Consider the following 19806-nt stretch of genomic DNA (forward strand, 5'->3'; position numbering starts at 1 on the left):
TGTCCTTTAAAGATTAGAAAGTTCTACCAATGGTGAATGTGAAGAATTCTTCGTCATCGCCTTCGTAGATTTTGATTGGTTTCGCTAGAGAGAAAACCAATGGTCCCATCGGTGACATCCACTGAAGAGCGGCACCATAAGATGATCGGTAATTTGTTGGGTCAGAGTAATCGTAGTAGTACTGTTGACCGCTATTCGGTGCGCCACGGTCTACGAATTCGGTATCCCATACACTTGCCATATCGAAGAACACGCTAGTTCGAATCTGACTGCGCGCTTCATCAGAAGCAAACGGTGTTGGTACGATTAACTCTACGCTAGCCAAAGCAACCGCATTACCACCAACCGAATCATCGGTCGCAGAATTGTACGTCGGGTTGTTGCCCGTGCTATTTCCGTAAACAGCTTTTGGACCAGCTGAGTTAGAACCAAAACCACGTAGTGTTGTAAAACCACCCGCGTAGTAGTTTTCGTAGAATGGGAACAAGTTATCATTACCATCCGTTTGGCCATAACCGTTACCATAGCCTAATCGACCACGCATCAATAGTGTAAACTCATGCTTTTTAGTCAACGGAATGTAATGTTTTACATCGTATTGCGCTTTGAAGTATTTAGCATCCGAACCGGGTACTGTCATTTTCGCGAAAGCACGTTGGTGGTTACCTTCAGTAGGGAAGAAGCCACGGTTAAGGTTGTTGCGCGTCCAAGAGATATTGATATCGAAGTCATCGGTTAAGATATGCTCATCACCGTATTGGTCAATACTTCTCGCAAACTGTTCAACTTGAATATAGGTAGGAACGTTACCGATCTTGTTGTGCGTATAACCAAAACCAAACTCGAGACGGTTAAGCTCATCCATAGGGAAACCCCATGTTAAGCTCGTACCATAACTTTGGTTGGTATAATCGACAATACCCGCTTCAGAGGCTTCGAATTCGTTGTAAAAGATTTTTCCGCCCATACTCACGCCATCAAGGTTCCAGTATGGGTCACGGTAATCTAAGCTCACGTTCTTTTGGTAGTCATTCATCATGGCGCTTACGCCAACACGGTTACCAGAACCTGCAAAGTTATCTTGCTGTAAACCAACCTGGAAGCTGACACCCGATTCAGTACCGTAGCCAACACCGAAGTTGACGCTACCCGAGTTCGCTTCCTTAACGTTGTAAACCAGATCCACTTGGTCTTCACTGCCAGGAACACGTACAGTTTGCACATCAACCGTTTCAAAAAAGCCTAAACGGTTAAGACGGCTCTTACCTGTATCAATCGACTTGGAGTTCAGCCAGCTGCCTTCCATCTGACGCATTTCACGACGCAGTACTTCATCTTTCGTTGAGTTGTTACCCGTGAATCGAATATCACGAACGTAGATACGGCTGCCCGCTTCTACATTGATAACCAACGACACTTCTTTGGTCTCATCGTCAAATTCAGGAATCGTACGAACTTGTGGGTACGCATAGCCAGATTCGCCTAAAATTCGTTTCACGCTCTCTTCTAAAGACGTTACAGAAGAACCGTTATATGTATCGCCATCTTCGAATGGCACTAACGCTTCGAAGTCAGCCTCGCGGCCGATAAGCTCACCACGGAAAGAGACATCTTTAACGGTATAAGCTTCGCCTTCATCTAGGCCTAGCGTGATGTAAACACCTTTCTTATCAGGAGAGATCGCAACCTGAGTCGAATCCACCTTAAATTTAAGGTAACCACGGTCAAGGTAGTAAGATTTCAACGCTTCGATATCACCAGCCAGTACTTGCTTCTGGTATTTTTCATCCGCAAGGAAATTCCACCATGCAACATCAACGTTCAAGTTGAAACGACTAAGTAGATCAGCGTCAGAGAAAACTTCGTTACCGATAAAGTTAATTTGCTGAATCTTAGCGGACACGCCCTCAGTAAACACAAACTTAAGGTCAGAACGGTTACGAGGCAGAGGCGTCACTACGGCTTTTACTGTCGCGTTGTATTTACCAACACTGTAGTAAAAATCTTCAAGGCCCTTCTCAATGTTACTCAGTGTAGTACGGTCAAGGGCTTCACCTTCACGAACACCAGATGCATCTAGGTTCTGCTGAAGTTGTTCTTCTTTGATCGCCTTGTTACCTGAGAATGAGATACTTGCGATGGTCGGTCGTTCTTTGACTTGAACAACTAAAACATCATCATCGCGAAGGACTTTAACGTCCTCAAAGTTGCCTGAAGCATACAGTGCACGAATGATCTCAGATACATCGCCGTCATCCACTTCATCGCCAATACGTACTGGCATTTTCAGTAGAGCTGCACCAAGTGCAACACGCTGTAAACCTTCGATCTTGATATCTTGAACTACAAAGTTTTGTGCTCCGTTCGCAGCCACACTAGTGGCCAATAGACTTGCGAACAGAATTTGCTTAATCGCCATACTTATTCTAATTATTCCTTGCTACTACCAATGCCTGTGAGAAACCATTCACAGACGAGTAAAATCATTAAATATTGCCAGAGCCATCAAAGAGAAGAGGATTGCGCCTCCCACTCTGTATCCCATTTCTTGAACTTTTTCAGGTACAGGTTTACGAGTAACGGCCTCAATAGCGAAAAAGAGCAAATGTCCGCCATCAAGCATAGGCAGCGGAACCAAATTAATAATACCCAAGTTAACACTAATCAGAGCTAAAAAACCTAAGAAGTAAACCAAACCGTAATCGGCGGTTGCCCCTGCGCCTTTAGCAATTGAAATTGGGCCACTCAAGTTGTTTAAACCAACATCACCAACGATGAGCTTCTTAAGCATTGTCAGCGTCAAACCTATGATTTGACCTGTTTTATCAAATGCTTTTCCTACAGACTCAATTACACCAAATTGTAACTCAAAGCGATAATCTTCTGGCCATTCTGCGACTTCGGGAGCAATACCCGCATAGCCGATTGTAGAACCATCAGAAAATTCGCGACTATTCGGCGTCATAACCAATGACCGCTCAACACCATTTCGTAATACGACAAGGTCCAAGGGCATCATTGGGTGTGAACGGATTAATTCAACAACCGACTTCCACTGTTCAATAGGCTGACCATTAATTTCGACAATTTTGTCGCCAGACTCTAGCCCTGCAGAATAGGCAGCACCGTCATCAATAACTTGAGCGAGCACTGTCGATATCTCTGGAGAATACGGTCTAAAACCAAGCGTTGTCATTGCTGACTCAGTTTCTGGGTTGAACGACCAGTCAGAAATATCCAATGTTATCTGTTGTTCAAGGCCGATGTCGTCTTGAGAAGAAACCGTTACAGTCATGGACTCATCACCAATATGTGATATCAAACCCAAGTTTACTGATTCCCAATCTGCGGTTTTGATTCCTGAAATAGATTTAAGTTCCATTCCACTTTCAATTCCGGCTTGTGCAACAATAGATTGCGGGGTGACCTCTCCAATCACAGGCTTAACCGCAGGCACGCCAATCAAAAAAACCAGCCAATATGCGAACACGGCAAATATAAAGTTGAATGCTGGACCTGCACCCACAATCGCCGTTCGTTTCCACAACGGTTTCTTATCAAAAGCGTATTGCTGTTCGTCTTCAGAAAGGTCATCAACACGCCCATCGAGCATCTTAACGTAGCCGCCTAGCGGAATCACTGACAAGCTGTATTCAGTACCATCACGGCCGATCTTGCTCCAGATTGATTTACCAAAACCAATCGAGAATTTTTCTACTTTCACACCACAACGACGAGCAACCCAGAAGTGTCCAAACTCATGAACAGCAACCAGAATACCAAGCGCTACAATAAAAGATGCGAAGTTCCACAGAATTCCACTCATGCTAGGTGCTCTTTAATAAATTGAATGGCTATTTGACGAGACATATTATCTAGCTCAAGAAGGCTTTCCAAGCTATCTAAGCCCTCAGAGTTATGTTGTTCACATACTTTGTTCATAACATGCTCGTTAATGATAGCAATATCGGTAAACTTCACTTGATTGTTCAAGAAAGCATCGACTGCAATTTCGTTTGCCGCATTAATCGCTGTTGTTGCATGCTGACCCAAATAGCACGCCTCAATGGCTAATCTCAAACATGGGTAACGAGTTAAATCGGGCTCTAAGAAGGTAAGCTCGCCCACTTTGGTGAAATCCAGAGGCTTAACACCCGCTTCTGTGCGTTCAGGATAAGACATCGTCAAAGCGATTGGCGTTGCCATATCGGGTTCGCCCATTTGAGCGAGCACCGAGCCATCCTTGTACTGAACCATAGAATGAATCACAGACTGAGGGTGGATAATAACTTTGAGTTGCTCTTGAGAGGCATTAAATAGCCATTTCGCCTCAATGTACTCTAAGCCTTTATTCATCATAGTTGCTGAATCGACAGAGATCTTAGGGCCCATTGACCAGTTTGGGTGTGCGATAGCTCGTTCTGGTGTTACCGACTCTAGCTCTGCAACGTCCGTATAACGGAAAGGACCACCCGAACCAGTCAAAAGAATATGGTTGATACCGTTCTCTTCTAAATCACAACGGCCTAGGTTAGTTTGTACGTTTTGAGGCAAGCATTGAAAGATAGCATTGTGTTCACTATCAACAGGAAGTAGTTCAGCGCCGTACTTCTCTACGGCGTCGATAAATAACTGCCCTGACATCACCAACGCTTCTTTGTTAGCCAGCAAGATGCGCTTACCAGCCTTAACCGCTGACATCGTAGGAAGCAAACCTGCCGCACCCACAATCGCAGCCATTACCGTGTCCACTTCATCTAGAGAAGCGATCTGACACATGCCTTCAGAACCAGAAAGAACTTTGATGTTTGGGTAATTCGTAGACAATACTTCAGTCAGCTTAGATGCTGCATCAGGGCAAGCCATAGCAACATAGCTTGGTTGCCACTTTTCAACTAACGCCAGCATCTTTTCAACATTCGAGCCTGCAGCCATTGCTACGACCGAATAGAGTTCTGGGTTTTGTTCAACGACTTTTAGTGTACTTGCACCAATTGAGCCGGTAGCGCCAAGGATAGTTAGATTTCGCATCACATATGACCGTAGAAATGTAATAAAGGGCAGAATCACTGCCCTTTTTTATTAGAATGCTAAATAAAGCAGAGCAAAGACAGGGAACGCAGCCGTTAAGCTATCTATTCTATCAAGTATACCACCATGACCAGGAATCAGATTACTGCTGTCTTTCACCCCAGAAACACGTTTAAACATGCTTTCAACAAGATCACCAAGAACAGAAATAACGACGGTCACAAGAGTAATAACAATCATGTGGAGAGGACTTGTGAATTGGATATCAAACAAGTCAGCAAAGATCCAGGCCACGATCACTGCTGTAATGATGCCACCAATAAGACCTTCAATCGTTTTATTAGGACTCACCGCAGGGGCCATTTTTCGCTTGCCAAAGCTCTTTCCTGAAAAATAAGCACCACTGTCTGCAGCCCAAACAAGCAAGCAAACGAACATCACCAATTTTGCACCGTGGTAAGGATCAACATCGATACCGTTAGCACGCAGGATAACCACACTCCAGAAGAATGGTAGCAAAGTCAGCACGCCAAATGCGTGACGAAGAATTGATGAGTCTTTCCATGCTGGCATAGACTTAGGATAAGTCACTGCCATACCACTTGCGATTACCCACCAAATTGAACCAATCGTTAGAATGGCATAGTGAGCACTCGATAAGTTATTAAGGCTAAATGCATCAAAAGGTATAAAAGCAAAACTTGCAGCACTTACCACAACTGTTGGAATCAACGCTAAAGAACGCGATTTGCTTTCAACAAACTGAGTCCACTCCCAAAAACCCAGTAGCGAGATTACCGCTAGTGAAAGAATAAACGTGGGAAGTGATAACTCGAAAATACCTAGAATAACTAGGGGAGCTAAAATCAACGCCGTAATAATTCGTTGTTTCAAACCAAAAAAATCCTTATTAACTGTCCATCAGAGCTTTAATTTGCTCACCGGTGCATCCAAAACGACGCTCGCGGTTTACAAACCAAGTCACAGCTTCTACTAAGCTGTCTTCATTAAAGTCTGGCCAGAATTGTTCAGTGAAATACATTTCGGCGTAAGCTAATTGCCAAAGCATAAAGTTACTAATGCGGCACTCGCCACTGGTGCGGATAAGTAGATCGACTTCTGGAATATCTGCCATCGTCAGGTGCTGTGTAATCATAGCTTCATCAATGTCTTCTACATTAATATCGCCAGACTTAACCTGTTGAGCAATCGAAGTCATCGCTTGCTGGATATCCCACTTACCGCCGTAGTTAGCCGCAATATTAATAACCATACCCGTATTGGTGCTAGTCAAAGCTTCCGCTTCTTCTATTTTCTTTTGTAGTCGCGCATTAAAACGACTTTTATCACCAATAACACGAAGTTGAAGATTATTTTTATGAAGCTTTTTTACTTCACTCGACAGCACTGAAATAAACAGTTCCATCAAGACACCCACTTCTTCTTCAGGACGACGCCAATTTTCACTACTAAAAGCAAAAAGAGTTACGGCTTTAATGCCAAGTCTGGCTGCTGAAGATATGGTTTTTCGAACGGCTTGAACGCCATTTTTATGACCAAAGACACGAGGCTTACCCTGAGCTTTTGCCCAGCGACCATTACCATCCATAATGATAGCAATGTGTTTAGGAAGAGAGTCTGTGAACGCTTGAGAATTATGCATAAAAGAGTGAATCAAATTCTAATAGTCGAACAGAATAGCATAAAAAAACGCTGCACCGTGAGTACAGCGTTTTTCCTGAAAGAAAAGAATATGGAAAATTAAACTTCCATCAACTCTTTTTCTTTAACTGCTAGAACTTCGTCCACGTTCTTAACCGCAGCGTCAGTTAGCTTTTGAATTTCGTCTTGTGCTTTACGATCTTCGTCTTCTGAAATTTCTTTGTCTTTAAGAAGCGCTTTTAGATCGCCATTCGCGTCACGACGGATGTTACGAATAGCAACACGGCCACCTTCAGCTTCGCCACGAACGATTTTAACTAGGTCTTTACGACGCTCTTCCGTAAGCGGTGGAAGTGGAACGCGAATAACCGTACCTGCAGACATAGGGTTTAAGCCTAGGTCAGAAGTCATGATTGCTTTTTCAACAAGAGGAGTCAGTGTTTTATCAAACACTGTAATTGCTAGTGTACGTGCGTCTTCAGCAATAACGTTAGCTACTTGAGTCAAAGGTGTTGGTGCACCGTAGTACTCAACAGTAAGACCAGAAAGTAGGCTCGGGTGAGCACGGCCTGTACGGATTTTTTGTAGGCTGTTTTTTAGTGCATCAACACTTTTTACCATGCGCTCTTGAGCGTCTTTTTTGATTTCGTTAATCACAATTTCACCTTGATTATGTTCTTTCTTCAAGAAAGCTTTTTATTTGGAGTGATAAGGATAAGCTTACCGAAGCATTATACTTCAGTAAGCCCGAAAAATTAGTCAGCGTCGCTGATTAATGTACCTTCAGTTTCACCCATAACCACGCGACGTAGTGCGCCTGGCTTATTCATGTTAAATACACGGATTGGCATTTTGTGGTCACGTGCTAGCGTAAATGCGGCCAAGTCCATTACTTTCAATTCTTTCTCAAGAATTGTGTTGTAAGACAACGTATCATACAACTCTGCGTCTGGGTTTGCTACTGGGTCAGCAGTAAATACACCATCTACTTTTGTTGCTTTTAGAACTACGTCAGCTTCGATTTCGATACCGCGTAAACATGCAGCAGAGTCTGTAGTAAAGAATGGGTTACCAGTACCAGCAGAGAAGATCACAACACGACCTTGACGTAGTTGGCTGATTGCATCTGCCCAGTTGTAGTCGTCACATACACCTTTAAGAGGAATTGCTGACATTACACGTGCGTTTACGTAAGCACGGTGTAGTGCGTCACGCATAGCAAGGCCGTTCATTACCGTTGCAAGCATCCCCATATGGTCACCAACAACACGGTTCATACCCGCTTCTGCTAGGCCTGCGCCACGGAAAAGGTTACCACCACCGATAACAACACCAACTTGAACGCCTAGTTCAACTAATTCTTTTACTTCTTGAGCCATACGATCAAGGATCGTTGGGTCAATACCAAAACCTTCTTCGCCTTGTAGCGCTTCACCGCTAAGTTTTAACAGAATACGTTGATACGCTGGTTTAGGGTTCGTAGTCATGGAGCTTACCTTCCAAAGAGTTGATGATTAACAGTCATGGATAAAAACTGAAGAGCTCAGTTTGCATTCATAACAGCTAAAAGCCGGAAATAATTCATTATTCATAAAAAGACCGCAGCATTTGCCACGGTCTCTTTTCAAACAATACGCTAAGGATTAACCTTTTTGTACCGCTGCAACTTCGTCTGCGAAGCTCATTTCAGCTGCTTTCTCGATACCTTCACCAACTTCTAAACGAACGAAGGTAGTAACTGATGCGCCTTTCTCTTTAAGAATGTCAGCAACAGTTTTCTTAGGTTCCATGATGAAAGCTTGACCAGTAAGAGATACTTCGCCCGTGAATTTCTTCATACGGCCGATAACCATTTTCTCAGCGATCTCTTGTGGTTTGCCTTCGTTCATAGCGATTTCAACTTGAACAGCTTTTTCTTTTTCTACTACGTCAGCAGGTACGTCAGATGGGTTAACGTACTCAGGCTTAGAAGCAGCAACGTGCATAGCGATGTGCTTAAGCGTTTCAGCTTCGCCTTCACCAGCAACAACAACACCGATTTTCTCGCCGTGACGGTAAGAAGCTAGTGCAACACCTTCAACAAGCTCAACACGACGGATGCTGATGTTCTCACCGATCTTAGTTACTAGAGCGATACGTGCGTCTTCAAACTTAGCTTGAAGTGCAACGATGTCTAGACGTTCAGCTAGAGCAACTTCAGCAACTTCGTTAGCGAATGCAAGGAAACCTGCATCTTTAGCTACGAAATCAGTTTGGCAGTTCACTTCAAGAAGAGCAGCAACGCCAGCTTCTTCTTTAATGATGATTGCGCCTTCAGCAGCAACGTTACCAGCTTTTTTAGCTGCTTTCGCTGCGCCAGATTTACGCATATTTTCAATTGCTAGCTCGATGTCGCCTTCAGCAGCAACAAGCGCTTTTTTACATTCCATCATGCCCGCAGCTGTGCGTTCACGAAGTTCTTTAACTAGAGCTGCAGTTACAGTTGCCATTCTCTATTCCTCAGTAAATTCTAAAAAAGATAAAAAACAGGGGCCTAATTAATTGGCCCCTGATATTGACTGTATTCAGTTCTTAAGCCATCGATTATGACCGCTTAATATGAACTAAATATGGCTCAGAGCCGCTATTATTCAGCTTCTACAAAACCGTCTTTTTCAGCAGCTACAGCAGCAACATCTTTGTTACGACCTTCTTTAACCGCGTCTGCAGCAGCGTTTAGGTAAAGCTGTACTGCACGGATTGCATCATCGTTACCAGGGATAACGAAGTCAACACCGTCTGGGTTAGAGTTAGTATCAACTACAGCGTAAACTGGGATACCTAGGTTGTTTGCTTCTTTAACTGCGATGTGTTCGTGATCAGCATCGATAACGAATAGAGCGTCTGGAAGGCCGCCCATGTTCTTGATACCACCAAGAGACTTCTCTAGCTTCTCCATTTCACGAGTGCGCATTAGAGCTTCTTTCTTAGTAAGCTTGTCGAAAGTACCGTCTTGAGCTTGCGCTTCAAGTTCTTTCAGACGCTTGATAGACTGACGAACAGTTTTGTAGTTCGTTAGCATACCGCCTAACCAGCGGTTGTTAACGTAGAACTGGTTGCTGTTGATAGCAGCTTCTTTAACAGCTTCAGATGCAGCGCGCTTAGTACCAACAAAAAGAACTTTACCTTTCTTCTCGCCAACTTTAGCGATTTCAGCTAGAGCGTCGTTGAACATTGGTACAGTTTTTTCTAGGTTGATGATATGTACTTTGTTACGAGCACCAAAGATGAATGGCTTCATTTTTGGGTTCCAGTAACGAGTTTGGTGACCGAAGTGAACACCAGCTTTAAGCATATCGCGCATTGATACAGTTGCCATTTTAAAATCCTCTATGGGGTTAGGCCTCCACATCCCCCATGAATCCGACCCCTAACAACTAACCACTTTTCAGCCGTTATCTGTGTTGTTGAGGCACCCCGGAACATGTGTCGGAATGTGTGTGATTTAAAGAAATAAGTTAGTGGACACAAAGCTTGTTTCGCCAATTGGAGAAAACAGTCCTGATGTCCGGCGCGCTTTATACCATATTTTGTCTATCTATGGCTAGAAAAAAATCCAAAAATGGCGACTGCTATACTCTAGCCTATTAGCGGATTTCACCGATAAATCGCGGCCTAATCAAATCGATTCAGCATCGTCTTACAGCGCAATATCGGCTTAAGTTAAGTAGTATCCACCAGCATTGTATGGATATGGGAATGTTGCGCTAAAATGCTGCACTGATAGAATAGCCCCAATATGCACACTTAGGTGCTACCAAATTAAGAGATATGCAATGGCTGTAAAAATTAAAACTGCTGAAGAAATTGAAAAAATGCGCGTCGCCGGCAAGCTGGCTTCTGAAATTTTAGAGATGATTGAACCTCACATCCAAGTGGGTACAACGACAGAAGAGCTTAACCAAATCTGTCACGAGTACGCTCTAGAGAGAGGCGCATACTCAGCACCACTTGATTACCACGGTTTCCCTAAGTCTATCTGTACGTCTATCAACCACATCGTGTGTCATGGTATTCCAGCATCACAAGATGAGACTGGTAGCACTGGTCAATTCAAACCTGCAGTATTGAAAGATGGCGATATTCTAAACGTTGATATCACTGTGATTGTTCCTGATGACGAAAATGCAGACCTAAGCACTCGTCCGCAGGGCTACCATGGTGACACATCTAAAATGTTCCTTGTGGGTGAAGTTTCACCAGCAAACAAACGTCTATGCATGGTTGCTCAAGAAGCACTTTATGAAGGCATGCGTCAGGTTAAACCAGGCGTTCAACTTGGCCAAGTTGGTACTGCTATCGAGAAGTACATCAAGACAAACAACAAGAATAACCCACGCGCGAAGTTCTCTATTGTAAAAGATTACTGTGGTCACGGCATTGGTTCTGAGTTCCACGAAGATCCACAAGTCGTTCACTACAAAAACAGCGATCGCACAGTGCTAAAAGCAGGCATGTGTTTCACAATCGAGCCAATGATCAATGCTGGTAAATTTGGTTGCCGTCTAGATGACGAAGATAGCTGGACAGTATACACAGCTGACAGCAAGAACTCAGCTCAGTGGGAACACACATTAGTTGTTACTGATACAGGTTGTGAAGTACTAACACTACGCAGCGATGATACGATTCCACGTATTATGAAGAACGCTTAGTTCAACAAACTGAACACCTCAGACTTTTGAAAATATCCTCGCATTGCCGAGGATATTTTTTTATCCGCTCAATTTCGATTTTGCATCAGCTTCTGTTAAATTGTTTACTATTCTCATTTGCTTGCACGGATAGCAGACTATGCCTTATCAATGCCCTATTACGTTCAATGACGAACAACTTGAAATCTGCGAATTAAAAAATCAGCTCGAAATCTTCACGCAGTATCAAAAGAGTGAATTTCTAAATCATCATCCAGTTACCGATTTGGTTCTGCTGCGATCCGAATACATGGATTTGCTTCTCAACCGTTTATGGGAGCATTTCGGATTTAGCAAACTGCCTCATATTGCGTTGGTCGCAGTAGGCGGCTATGGCCGTGGTGAACTACACCCTTTATCTGATATTGATATTCTCATCGTCTCGCAAAAAACTCTGCCACCCGCACTGGGTGAGAAAGTCAGTCAATTCATCACCCTATTGTGGGATTTGAAGCTAGAAGTCGGCCACGCAGTCCGTACCATTGCTGAATGTATTGAGATTGGTAGTGACGATTTAACCGTTGCGACCAACTTACAAGAGTCACGTTTACTATGCGGAAGCGAAGACACCTTTCAAGAGTTAAAGCTAAAGATTCATTCCGATTCATTTTGGCCAAGTGAGACCTTCTACAAGGCGAAGATTCAAGAACAGAGAGAGCGTCACGCTCGTTATCACGACACGACTTACAATCTAGAGCCGGATATCAAATCAACTCCGGGCGGGCTCAGAGACATCCACACTCTGAGTTGGGTAGCACGTCGCCACTTCGGTGCGACTTCTTTGTTAGAAATGAGCAAGTATGGCTTTCTTACCGATGCTGAATATCGTGAACTCGTGGAGTGCCAAGACTTCTTATGGCGCGTTCGCTTTGCATTGCATATCGAACTACGCCGCTACGACAATCGTCTTACCTTTGCGCATCAGGCTCAAGTAGCCGAACACCTTGGTTACACTGGTGAGGGCAATCGCGGCGTAGAAATGATGATGAAGGAGTTCTACCGAACACTTCGTCGTGTCGCAGAGCTCAACAAAATGCTGCTTAAGCTGTTTGACCAAGCAATCATTAACGGTGGTCAAACAAAAGAAGCCGAGATTCTCGACAATGACTTCCAACGTCGAGGTTCATTAATCGAAGCGCGTAAGCCAGCCCTATTCCAAGCACGACCAGAAACAATTCTCGATATGTTTATCCATATCGCCAATGACTCTTCCATCGAAGGGGTAAGCCCACCAACATTAAGACAACTGCGAACGGCCCGTCGCCGATTGAACCGCTTCCTGCATACCATTCCTGAAGCTCGTGACAAGTTCATGGATTTAGTTCGCCACCCCAACGCACTGCACAAAGCTTTTAGCTTGATGCATAAACTGGGCGTGCTATCGGCGTACTTACCGCAATGGAGCCAAATTGTCGGCCAAATGCAGTTTGATCTGTTCCACGTTTACACCGTGGATGAACACAGTATTCGCCTGCTCAAGCACATCAACCGCTTTAGCCAAGTAGAGAACCACGACAAACACCCAATTTGTTGTGAAGTGTACCCTCGAGTTCAGAAAAAAGAACTCCTGATCCTCGCCGCAATCTTCCACGACATCGGAAAAGGCCGTGGTGGAGACCACTCCGAGATCGGTGCTGTTGAAGCTTACTCCTTCTGTATCGAACACGGATTGTCAAAACCAGAAGCAAAACAAGTCGCTTGGCTCGTTCAGAACCACCTATTGATGTCTGTCACCGCCCAACGCCGTGATATCTACGACCCTGATGTCATCACTGAGTTTGCTAAAAAAGTCCGCGATGAAGAATCTTTAGAGCTACTGGTGTGCTTAACCGTCGCTGATATCTGTGCAACCAACCCAGAGCTATGGAACAGCTGGAAACGTACCCTACTCGCAGAGCTATTCCATTCTACGCAGCGAGCACTACGTCGCGGCTTGGAAAACCCAGTCGATGTCAGAGACCGTATTCGTCACAATCAACAAATGGCATCTGCACTGCTGCGTAAAGAAGGTTTCTCCGCTCGTGAAATTGAAGTGTTGTGGCAGCGTTTTAAAGCTGACTATTTTTTGCGTCATACACACACTCAAATTGCTTGGCACTGTGAGCACCTACTTCGCTTAGAAGATCCGAGCCAACCTTTAGTACTTATCAGCAAAAAAGCAACACGAGGTGGTACAGAGGTATTCGTATACTGTAAAGACCAAGCGGCACTTTTCGCAACCGTTGTTGCCGAGCTCGACAGACGTAACTTTAACGTTCACGACGCACAGGTCATGGTCAGTAAAGATGGTCACGTTTTGGATACCTTTATCGTACTTGATCAGCATGGTGAAGCGATTGATGAAGCAAGACACAAAGCCGTTGCGAAACATCTAACTCATGTTCTAGCTGATGGCCGTCCAACTAAGATTAAGACACGTCGCACGCCTCGAAACTTGCAGCATTTCAAGGTAAAAACTCGGGTTGAGTTCCTACCAACTAAGAGCAAGAAGCGCACTTTGATGGAGTTGAGAGCTCTTGATACACCGGGGTTGTTGGCTCAAGTCGGCGCAACCTTTGCTGAGTTAGACATCAATTTGCACGGCGCTAAAATTACCACCATCGGCGAACGTGCAGAAGATTTGTTTATTCTGACCAGTGACGCGGGAGGAAGGTTGTCTGAAGAACAAGAACAAGCCTTAAGAGAAAGATTAACCGAACACGTTTCAGAACTCGCACCTTAGAAAGCTAATTTAGAGCTAGAAGTAAGTTGTGACTAGGAAACAAGTTTAGCTCTTGGAGCTGCTTTAATAGCCAAATAAGTGTGGGCAAAGATAGAGAGCGATCTTGTCCACAACTTACAATCAATTCACAGATATCAACTATCTAGCTCGTCGTTAGGCTGCTACATTGATCAAGTCAATTACATAAAAGTATTACATTCATAACCTAGAGGTCGCTTATGTATCCAAACCTCACTGGCTTAGGTATCCACGAACCTAAACAGATTGAACGTTACTCCCTTCGCCAAGAAGCGCACAAAGATATCCTGAAGATTTACTTTCGTAAGCAGAAAGGTGAACTGTTCGCGAAAAGCGTTAAGTTTAAGTACCCGCGACAAGTAAAAAGTGTGCTTGTTAGCGGCGGCAATAATCAATACAAAGAAGTGACCGAGATTAACCGCAACCTCACTCTTGTGATTGATGAACTCAACAAGATCACCAAACCGACGCCAACGGCTGAGGTGGATGTGAAGCAGAAGATCCTTACTGACTTGCGCCATCTAGAAAAAGTGGTATCAAGCAAGATCGCAGAGATCGAAGCCGATCTAGAAAAACTTAAATGATCCCGCGATTAACTGTTAGCTAATAACTAACCTACATTAGTTATGTCGTTAAGGTCGCACAGACATCAAAAAGGGCTGATATCACTATCAGCCCTTTGTTTTTATTCTATTTTCTCTATTCAATTAGACTCGTGATTGCTTAAACACGCGTGACTTACTTCGACAAGCAAGTTTGAGCATCGATTAAGTGGGCATCCCACTCAAAAGTTTCAAACAACCTTAACCACGTTTCATCTAAGTTCGCCTTCATCACCAATTCTTCTTTAGTGAAAGGATGAATGAAGCGCAATTCAGAAGCATGCAGCAACAGACGGTGTGAGTCTAAATCATCACGGAACAGTCGGTTATGCTTACCATCACCATGTGAAGTATCGCCCACGATTGGGTGTCTTAGATGAGCCATGTGACGACGCAGCTGATGTTTACGTCCTGTCTTTGGCATCATCTCAACTAAGCAATAACGACTGGTAGGAAAACGGCCTGTTGAATACGGCACTTCGACTTTCGCTAACGGCTCGTAAACAGTGACGGCTTCTTGTGGTTCTTTATCTTCTTTCGCGAACTTGTCGGCGATCTTATCCAGCTCAACCTTAAGCGCATAATCGAGCGTATCGCCCTCTTCTATCCACCCACGCACAATCGCATGATAGGTTTTTTGCATCTCGTGGTTGGCGAACATCGGCATCACCTCTGAGGCAACCTCACTCGACAGTGCGAACACCAACACACCAGATGTCGGTCGGTCTAAACGATGCAGAGGAAATACATGCTGACCAATTTGGTCGCGCAGAGTCTGCATCACAAACTGAGTCTCGTGTTTATCCAACCATGAGCGATGCACTAGCATACCCGCAGGCTTATTCACCGCGACAAAATACTCATCTTGATAAATGATCTCTAACATTACGCGCATACCTCATCAATGCTCTGAATCGTCACTAGCAGTTCAGCTTTGTCTGCCTCATTTTTCCACACTTCACCAAAATAAGGATGAATCGCAAAGCCTTTCGGTAGGCTCATTTGGGCATCCATCATTGCGTTGATCTTTACGATAAAGATCCACTGCAACCACTCTTCTGGCTGTAGCGAGTCAATCGCAAAAGGCTCAACGCTGGCCAAAGCTTCATTCGAAGGCGGAAGTTCACTCCATAGCGAACATTGGCGCATTTGTTGTTCTAATTGTTGAAGTAAAGGAGGTAACTTTGTGGCAGCTGTCATTTTTCACCAAGTTATTTATCTAGTGACCTTGAAATTGGGGCATAGAGTACCATCTATTTAGGAAAGAAAGTTAGGAGCTTTATTACTATGGAAACCATTCACACGCTCACTCAGTTACTAAAGAATAGCGGTTGCCAATACGACATCTACGACCTAGGTCGTCGTATCCAGAAAATCGACAACACCCTATTCTCTGATGTTGAGCAGGGGAAACAGCCATACCCGTTTCCACTTCAGAAACAAGCTCACTTAGCGATTAGCTACTGGAACGAACACAAGCAACCTTGGATCTGGTTCCTAAAATTCAAACTCGATGAAAGAGGCTTACTGCATCAAGGGGATGTGGGTAATTTTCTTAAGTTTGTTATCGAAGCGATGGGCACACGTTTGAACGGTGATATCAGCGAAGAGCAACAACAAAAGCTGTCTAACAACCCATACACCTTCAAGCCTTCAGAAGACAAAATGGCCGTATTTCATAGCCAAGTAAGAGCAGGGTTAGACCTAGCGACGAGCCAATATTACGAACACGCTCAACACTACTTCACTGGCGATCTAGGTTGGGACAACTGGAAAACCGTTGGTCTTCAAGGCATCACCGATATGTGTGCTCGCTTAGGCAGTCAGCAAAACGGTGTCGCTATTCGCAAGGCATTGAATAAACTGCCATCAGAGCCGCTATACGCAACACTAGGGGCGCTTGAGCACACGCAAATCAATGATAAGCTCGCTCAACGCTTACAAGAAATGGCAGACAATGAGATTAACAGTCAAGAGCCGGATCTGTTCTTACTGTCAGCTTTGGTTCGTGCCCTTTCCGGTGCAGAACAAAGGATCGCGAATAACATCATTAACCAAGTTCTCGCGAGTCCACGCTTTAGCCACCAAGAGGTGTTAATTGGTTTAGCGGGTCGCAGCTGGCACGCACTACAAGATCCAGCGATTGCCGAGCAATTCTTGTTGCGCCTCGCACAAACAGGCAACCAAAACCTGTTCAATCAGTTATTTGCAGATTTAGTGATGATTCCGACACTAAGAATGGTATTTTTGCCGTTGTTGAATTCGAACCCATCACCAGAACTCGCAAACGCATTGATTGAGTTACAACAAGCGGCTAAGTCGCAATAAAAACTAGACAGAACAGCTCAGTAGCTCGTAACAACGAGCTCAAAACACAATTGGAATAGAAAGATAAAAGGAAGTATGGACTAAATGATAGATAACTTAGTGGCTATTTTGATGCTGTGCTTCTTTTGCTTTCTGTTTTGGCAGCAGCGCAGGCAATCCGAGCTTGCGAAAGCTGCCATTGCGAGAAAGTGTAAAGAGCTCGACTTGCAGCTATTAAGCGTTGCCTTCAACGGTCATAAACTTAAGATGCGCCATGAGCTCACGACCATTTGGCGCTGGCATACTGTGTACCATTTTGAATTTTCGGCATTAGGTGATGACCTATACCAAGGAAAACTGACCATGGTCGGCTTCCGCTCTATGCGGTTTGAGCTACAGCCTCATAGAATGTAACGTCGCAGTGCGCGTTATAGCTATATTCATGATAAGGGCCAAACGAATCTTGTTTGGTTTCCTTAAATTCAAACCCTAGTTTTTCTAATAACTTAATCGATGGGTTGTGGCCGACATTCACAGTCGCAACAACATTCGTTAGGCGCTCTTCAAAACACACCAAACTTAAAAATGGTTTTAGCACCTCACTAGCAAAGCCGCGATTCCAATGCTCTTTATCCAAAATAAAGCCAAGCTCATGCCTACCCTCTTCTGATGAAATAAAGACATGTCCAAGATATTCACGGGTTTGGTTGTGGATGATAGCGCGGCAGAAGCCGACGTTGTCTTGCAGTATCTCTTGAAATAAGAACTTCGCAGAGGCAATAGAGTGCGGCCCATTCATTTCAGAACGATTAACGGGGCAGCAATTCAACTTGATAAAGTCGTGTTGTAGCTGTTCGGTATAAGGTACCAACAGCGTTCTTGAGGTTGCTATCGTCATAAAACACTCCTTGTGTTGACCATTAGCAGAAAAGCAGATGTCGCGATCTTAGATAAAAGCTCCTGAATTAAAGAGCCCCCTAGAGAGAAGAAAAGTCTCAGATAAAGAAAAGCCCCGACACCGAAGTGTCAGGGCTAGGGTCTTACTCGCAGCAGTCCGGCTACTAATAAATGCTCCATGCATCATCCATAATAGTGGCTGTAATCCTTCAGCTCTTTCCTTTACTTCGCCGTCCTAGCGGTGTCCAATCATCCTGAAAGCTAACAATCCTAGTTAGCGCACATCACTTGTTCCGTGAGCGGTGTCCTTTACATCGTCCTGATGCTAATCCAACCCTTTAAATCCTAAAGGTGTCCATTGTCATTCCGTTGCAGCTAACTTCCTGTTAACTGACTGTATCCCTACAATGTCCTTACGCTCCATGCTTGACTACTCAATCCTAAGTAACCAAATCTTCATCCTGAAGATAACCAAATCCTTGGTGCTTTCCTGTTCCGTGTCAGAATCCTTCCGACAAGGTTTAATTTACGCGATTTACGATTTGGGACAATAGATTTGCATCACATTTTGAATTCATAAAAGTTGTTAATTATATAAAACAACAAAAAATCAACCACTTAATCATATGCACCTCAATCTCTCTAGCGATGTATTCGTGTTATCTCACAACCTTTGTAAGAGATCTCTCACAAGCTATGGGCGGTTTTATGATTCGCTATCACTCACCAGAGCGAGTAAAATGGCTGAAGACTAAAAATGGAGGTCAACATGCTGACAAAAGATGTGTCTGAAGAGTTGAAATCAGTGCTTGAAGGACTGCAAGCACAAGGGAAAGAGCCTACAGTTGCTTTAGTTAAAGCTCGTATGAGTACATCGGTTCCGATGCCCGCTTTAATCACAACCATCAAGAGCTGGAAAAGCGCGAATCGCGTTCCTAAAGTTGAAGTCGCGACACAAGAAGAGCCTGCACTTGATCGTGTTAGCCAACTGGAAAAGCAAATCCTTGAACTTACCACCCGCGTTGCCACGCTAGAAGCCAAGTTAACGGAACAATAAGTTAACTGAGCAATAAGCTAACAGAGAAATAGAACACTATGAAAATATGGGTTGATGCGGACGCTTGTCCCAAGGTTATCCGAGAAACAATCGTACGCGCAGCTGAGCGCACAGGGGTCGAATGTACCTTTGTCGCGAACCATTTGGTTCCCGTTCCCAAGCGTAATAACATTCACTCAATTCAAGTCCCAAGCGGATTTGATATTGCAGATGATGAAATCGTAAAACGCACTGAACCCGGTGATCTCGTGATTACATCCGATATCCCTCTCGCCGATGAAGTGATCACCAAAGGTGGTCAAGCACTTAGCTCTCGTGGCGAGCTCTACACCAAAGAAACCATCAAAGCGCGCCTGAACATTCGTGACTTTATGGATACCATGCGTTCAAGCGGCATCCAAACGGGTGGACCAAGCGCCCTCTCACAGACCGATCGTCGTGAGTTCGCGAATCACCTTGATCGCCTGCTAGCAAAGCGCTAATCATTAAGAAACATTGATATTCGTTCATAGCCATAACCGTGAACCTGTAGATATGTTTGTCGACATACTCCGTTCTTGTTACTTAACACTTGATACTAAGTGTTACTTTAACGGAGTATTGATGATCCATCTTGCCACCATCTCTTCTTTTTAAATCATCCCAATTTTCTACACTCTTTCAGATCACTTTCCGTGATTGGTACACCATAATTTCGATCAAAAAAAACCTGCACAAGGCAGTAATGCCGTTCACTTAAGAGTGAACGGCATTTTTGTTCTTAGCATACCGTTGTGG

Annotated in this window: 19 protein-coding genes; 7 read left to right on the forward strand and 12 right to left on the reverse strand. The window is 44.2% G+C overall.

All coding sequences use genetic code 11. The features are described 5' to 3' along the window. Positions 1-13: 13 nt before the first annotated feature. The 9 genes from bamA to rpsB form a co-directional block, all read right to left on the reverse strand. Entirely contained in the window at positions 14-2419 is a 2406-nt protein-coding gene (gene bamA, locus AB6D80_RS09610) for an outer membrane protein assembly factor BamA (RefSeq protein WP_012604598.1), read from the reverse strand. Positions 2420-2467: 48 nt separating this feature from the next. Further along, positions 2468-3826, reverse strand: coding sequence for a sigma E protease regulator RseP (gene rseP, locus AB6D80_RS09615; protein ID WP_017100791.1), 1359 nt, complete (start codon positions 3824-3826; stop codon positions 2468-2470). Continuing rightward, positions 3823-5031 (reverse strand): 1-deoxy-D-xylulose-5-phosphate reductoisomerase, encoded by a 1209-nt coding sequence (gene ispC, locus AB6D80_RS09620; RefSeq protein WP_371996796.1) that lies wholly within the window; start codon positions 5029-5031, stop codon positions 3823-3825. The genes rseP and ispC overlap by 4 nt, the downstream gene beginning before the upstream one ends. A 51-nt stretch (positions 5032-5082) precedes the next feature. Next, complete coding sequence (locus AB6D80_RS09625; RefSeq protein WP_012604601.1) at positions 5083-5925, reverse strand: phosphatidate cytidylyltransferase; 843 nt, start codon at positions 5923-5925, stop codon at positions 5083-5085. Between the two features lie 16 nt (positions 5926-5941). Continuing rightward, on the reverse strand, positions 5942-6694 hold the full coding sequence (locus AB6D80_RS09630) for an isoprenyl transferase (protein ID WP_371708267.1): 753 nt from the start codon (positions 6692-6694) through the stop codon (positions 5942-5944). Positions 6695-6792: 98 nt separating this feature from the next. Next, the gene (gene frr, locus AB6D80_RS09635) at positions 6793-7350 is read right to left on the reverse strand and encodes a ribosome recycling factor (protein WP_009847417.1); all 558 of its coding nucleotides are present in this window, start codon (positions 7348-7350) and stop codon (positions 6793-6795) included. Positions 7351-7448: 98 nt separating this feature from the next. Then, on the reverse strand, positions 7449-8180 hold the full coding sequence (gene pyrH, locus AB6D80_RS09640) for a UMP kinase (RefSeq protein WP_009847418.1): 732 nt from the start codon (positions 8178-8180) through the stop codon (positions 7449-7451). Between the two features lie 156 nt (positions 8181-8336). Continuing rightward, the gene (gene tsf / locus AB6D80_RS09645) at positions 8337-9182 is read right to left on the reverse strand and encodes a translation elongation factor Ts (protein WP_009847419.1); all 846 of its coding nucleotides are present in this window, start codon (positions 9180-9182) and stop codon (positions 8337-8339) included. A 137-nt stretch (positions 9183-9319) separates the two neighbouring features. Continuing rightward, positions 9320-10051, reverse strand: coding sequence for a 30S ribosomal protein S2 (rpsB, locus tag AB6D80_RS09650; RefSeq protein ID WP_009847420.1), 732 nt, complete (start codon positions 10049-10051; stop codon positions 9320-9322). 457 nt (positions 10052-10508) lie between these two features. Here rpsB and map point away from each other — a divergent pair, with 457 nt between their 5' ends. The 3 genes from map (at position 10509) to AB6D80_RS09665 (ending at position 14750) form a co-directional block, all read left to right on the forward strand. Further along, entirely contained in the window at positions 10509-11387 is an 879-nt protein-coding gene (gene map, locus AB6D80_RS09655; RefSeq protein WP_012604605.1) for a type I methionyl aminopeptidase, read from the forward strand. 139 nt (positions 11388-11526) lie between these two features. After that, positions 11527-14148: a bifunctional uridylyltransferase/uridylyl-removing protein GlnD gene (gene glnD / locus AB6D80_RS09660; protein ID WP_017103663.1), complete on the forward strand. Its 2622-nt coding sequence runs from the start codon at positions 11527-11529 to the stop codon at positions 14146-14148. 218 nt (positions 14149-14366) lie between these two features. Next, entirely contained in the window at positions 14367-14750 is a 384-nt protein-coding gene (locus AB6D80_RS09665; protein ID WP_004734354.1) for a DUF3461 family protein, read from the forward strand. A gap of 154 nt (positions 14751-14904) precedes the next feature. On the opposite strand, the gene truC is transcribed toward AB6D80_RS09665, so the two are convergent. Both truC and AB6D80_RS09675 read right to left on the reverse strand, forming a co-directional pair. Then, complete coding sequence (gene truC, locus AB6D80_RS09670; RefSeq protein ID WP_029223042.1) at positions 14905-15654, reverse strand: tRNA pseudouridine(65) synthase TruC; 750 nt, start codon at positions 15652-15654, stop codon at positions 14905-14907. Further along, positions 15654-15968 carry a YqcC family protein gene (locus AB6D80_RS09675; protein ID WP_009847424.1) on the reverse strand — a complete coding sequence of 105 codons (315 nt, stop codon included), beginning with the start codon at positions 15966-15968 and terminating at the stop codon, positions 15654-15656. Before AB6D80_RS09675 ends, truC begins: the two co-directional genes overlap by 1 nt. Positions 15969-16055: 87 nt before the next feature. On the opposite strand from AB6D80_RS09675, the gene AB6D80_RS09680 reads away from it, so the two are divergent. Together AB6D80_RS09680 and AB6D80_RS09685 are read left to right on the forward strand one after the other, a co-directional pair. Then, positions 16056-17096 carry a DUF3549 family protein gene (locus AB6D80_RS09680; protein ID WP_371726994.1) on the forward strand — a complete coding sequence of 347 codons (1041 nt, stop codon included), beginning with the start codon at positions 16056-16058 and terminating at the stop codon, positions 17094-17096. An 84-nt stretch (positions 17097-17180) separates the two neighbouring features. Then, positions 17181-17489, forward strand: coding sequence for a DUF3301 domain-containing protein (locus AB6D80_RS09685; RefSeq protein WP_009847426.1), 309 nt, complete (start codon positions 17181-17183; stop codon positions 17487-17489). Here the strand turns inward: AB6D80_RS09685 and AB6D80_RS09690 are convergent. Continuing rightward, positions 17455-17973 carry a GNAT family N-acetyltransferase gene (locus tag AB6D80_RS09690; RefSeq protein WP_017096806.1) on the reverse strand — a complete coding sequence of 173 codons (519 nt, stop codon included), beginning with the start codon at positions 17971-17973 and terminating at the stop codon, positions 17455-17457. The genes AB6D80_RS09685 and AB6D80_RS09690 overlap by 35 nt on opposite strands. Before the next feature lie 768 nt (positions 17974-18741). Here AB6D80_RS09690 and AB6D80_RS09695 point away from each other — a divergent pair. Both AB6D80_RS09695 and AB6D80_RS09700 read left to right on the forward strand, forming a co-directional pair. Then, a complete protein-coding gene (locus AB6D80_RS09695; protein WP_009847428.1) occupies positions 18742-19029 on the forward strand; it encodes a hypothetical protein in 288 nt (95 codons plus the stop codon). A gap of 38 nt (positions 19030-19067) precedes the next feature. Next, on the forward strand, positions 19068-19511 hold the full coding sequence (locus AB6D80_RS09700; RefSeq protein WP_009847429.1) for a YaiI/YqxD family protein: 444 nt from the start codon (positions 19068-19070) through the stop codon (positions 19509-19511). Positions 19512-19806: the final 295 nt, after the last annotated feature.

Origin of the sequence: Vibrio sp. 10N.247.310.17 (genome assembly GCF_041466605.1) — a bacterium.
Classification (GTDB): Bacteria; Pseudomonadota; Gammaproteobacteria; order Enterobacterales; family Vibrionaceae; genus Vibrio; species Vibrio tasmaniensis_A.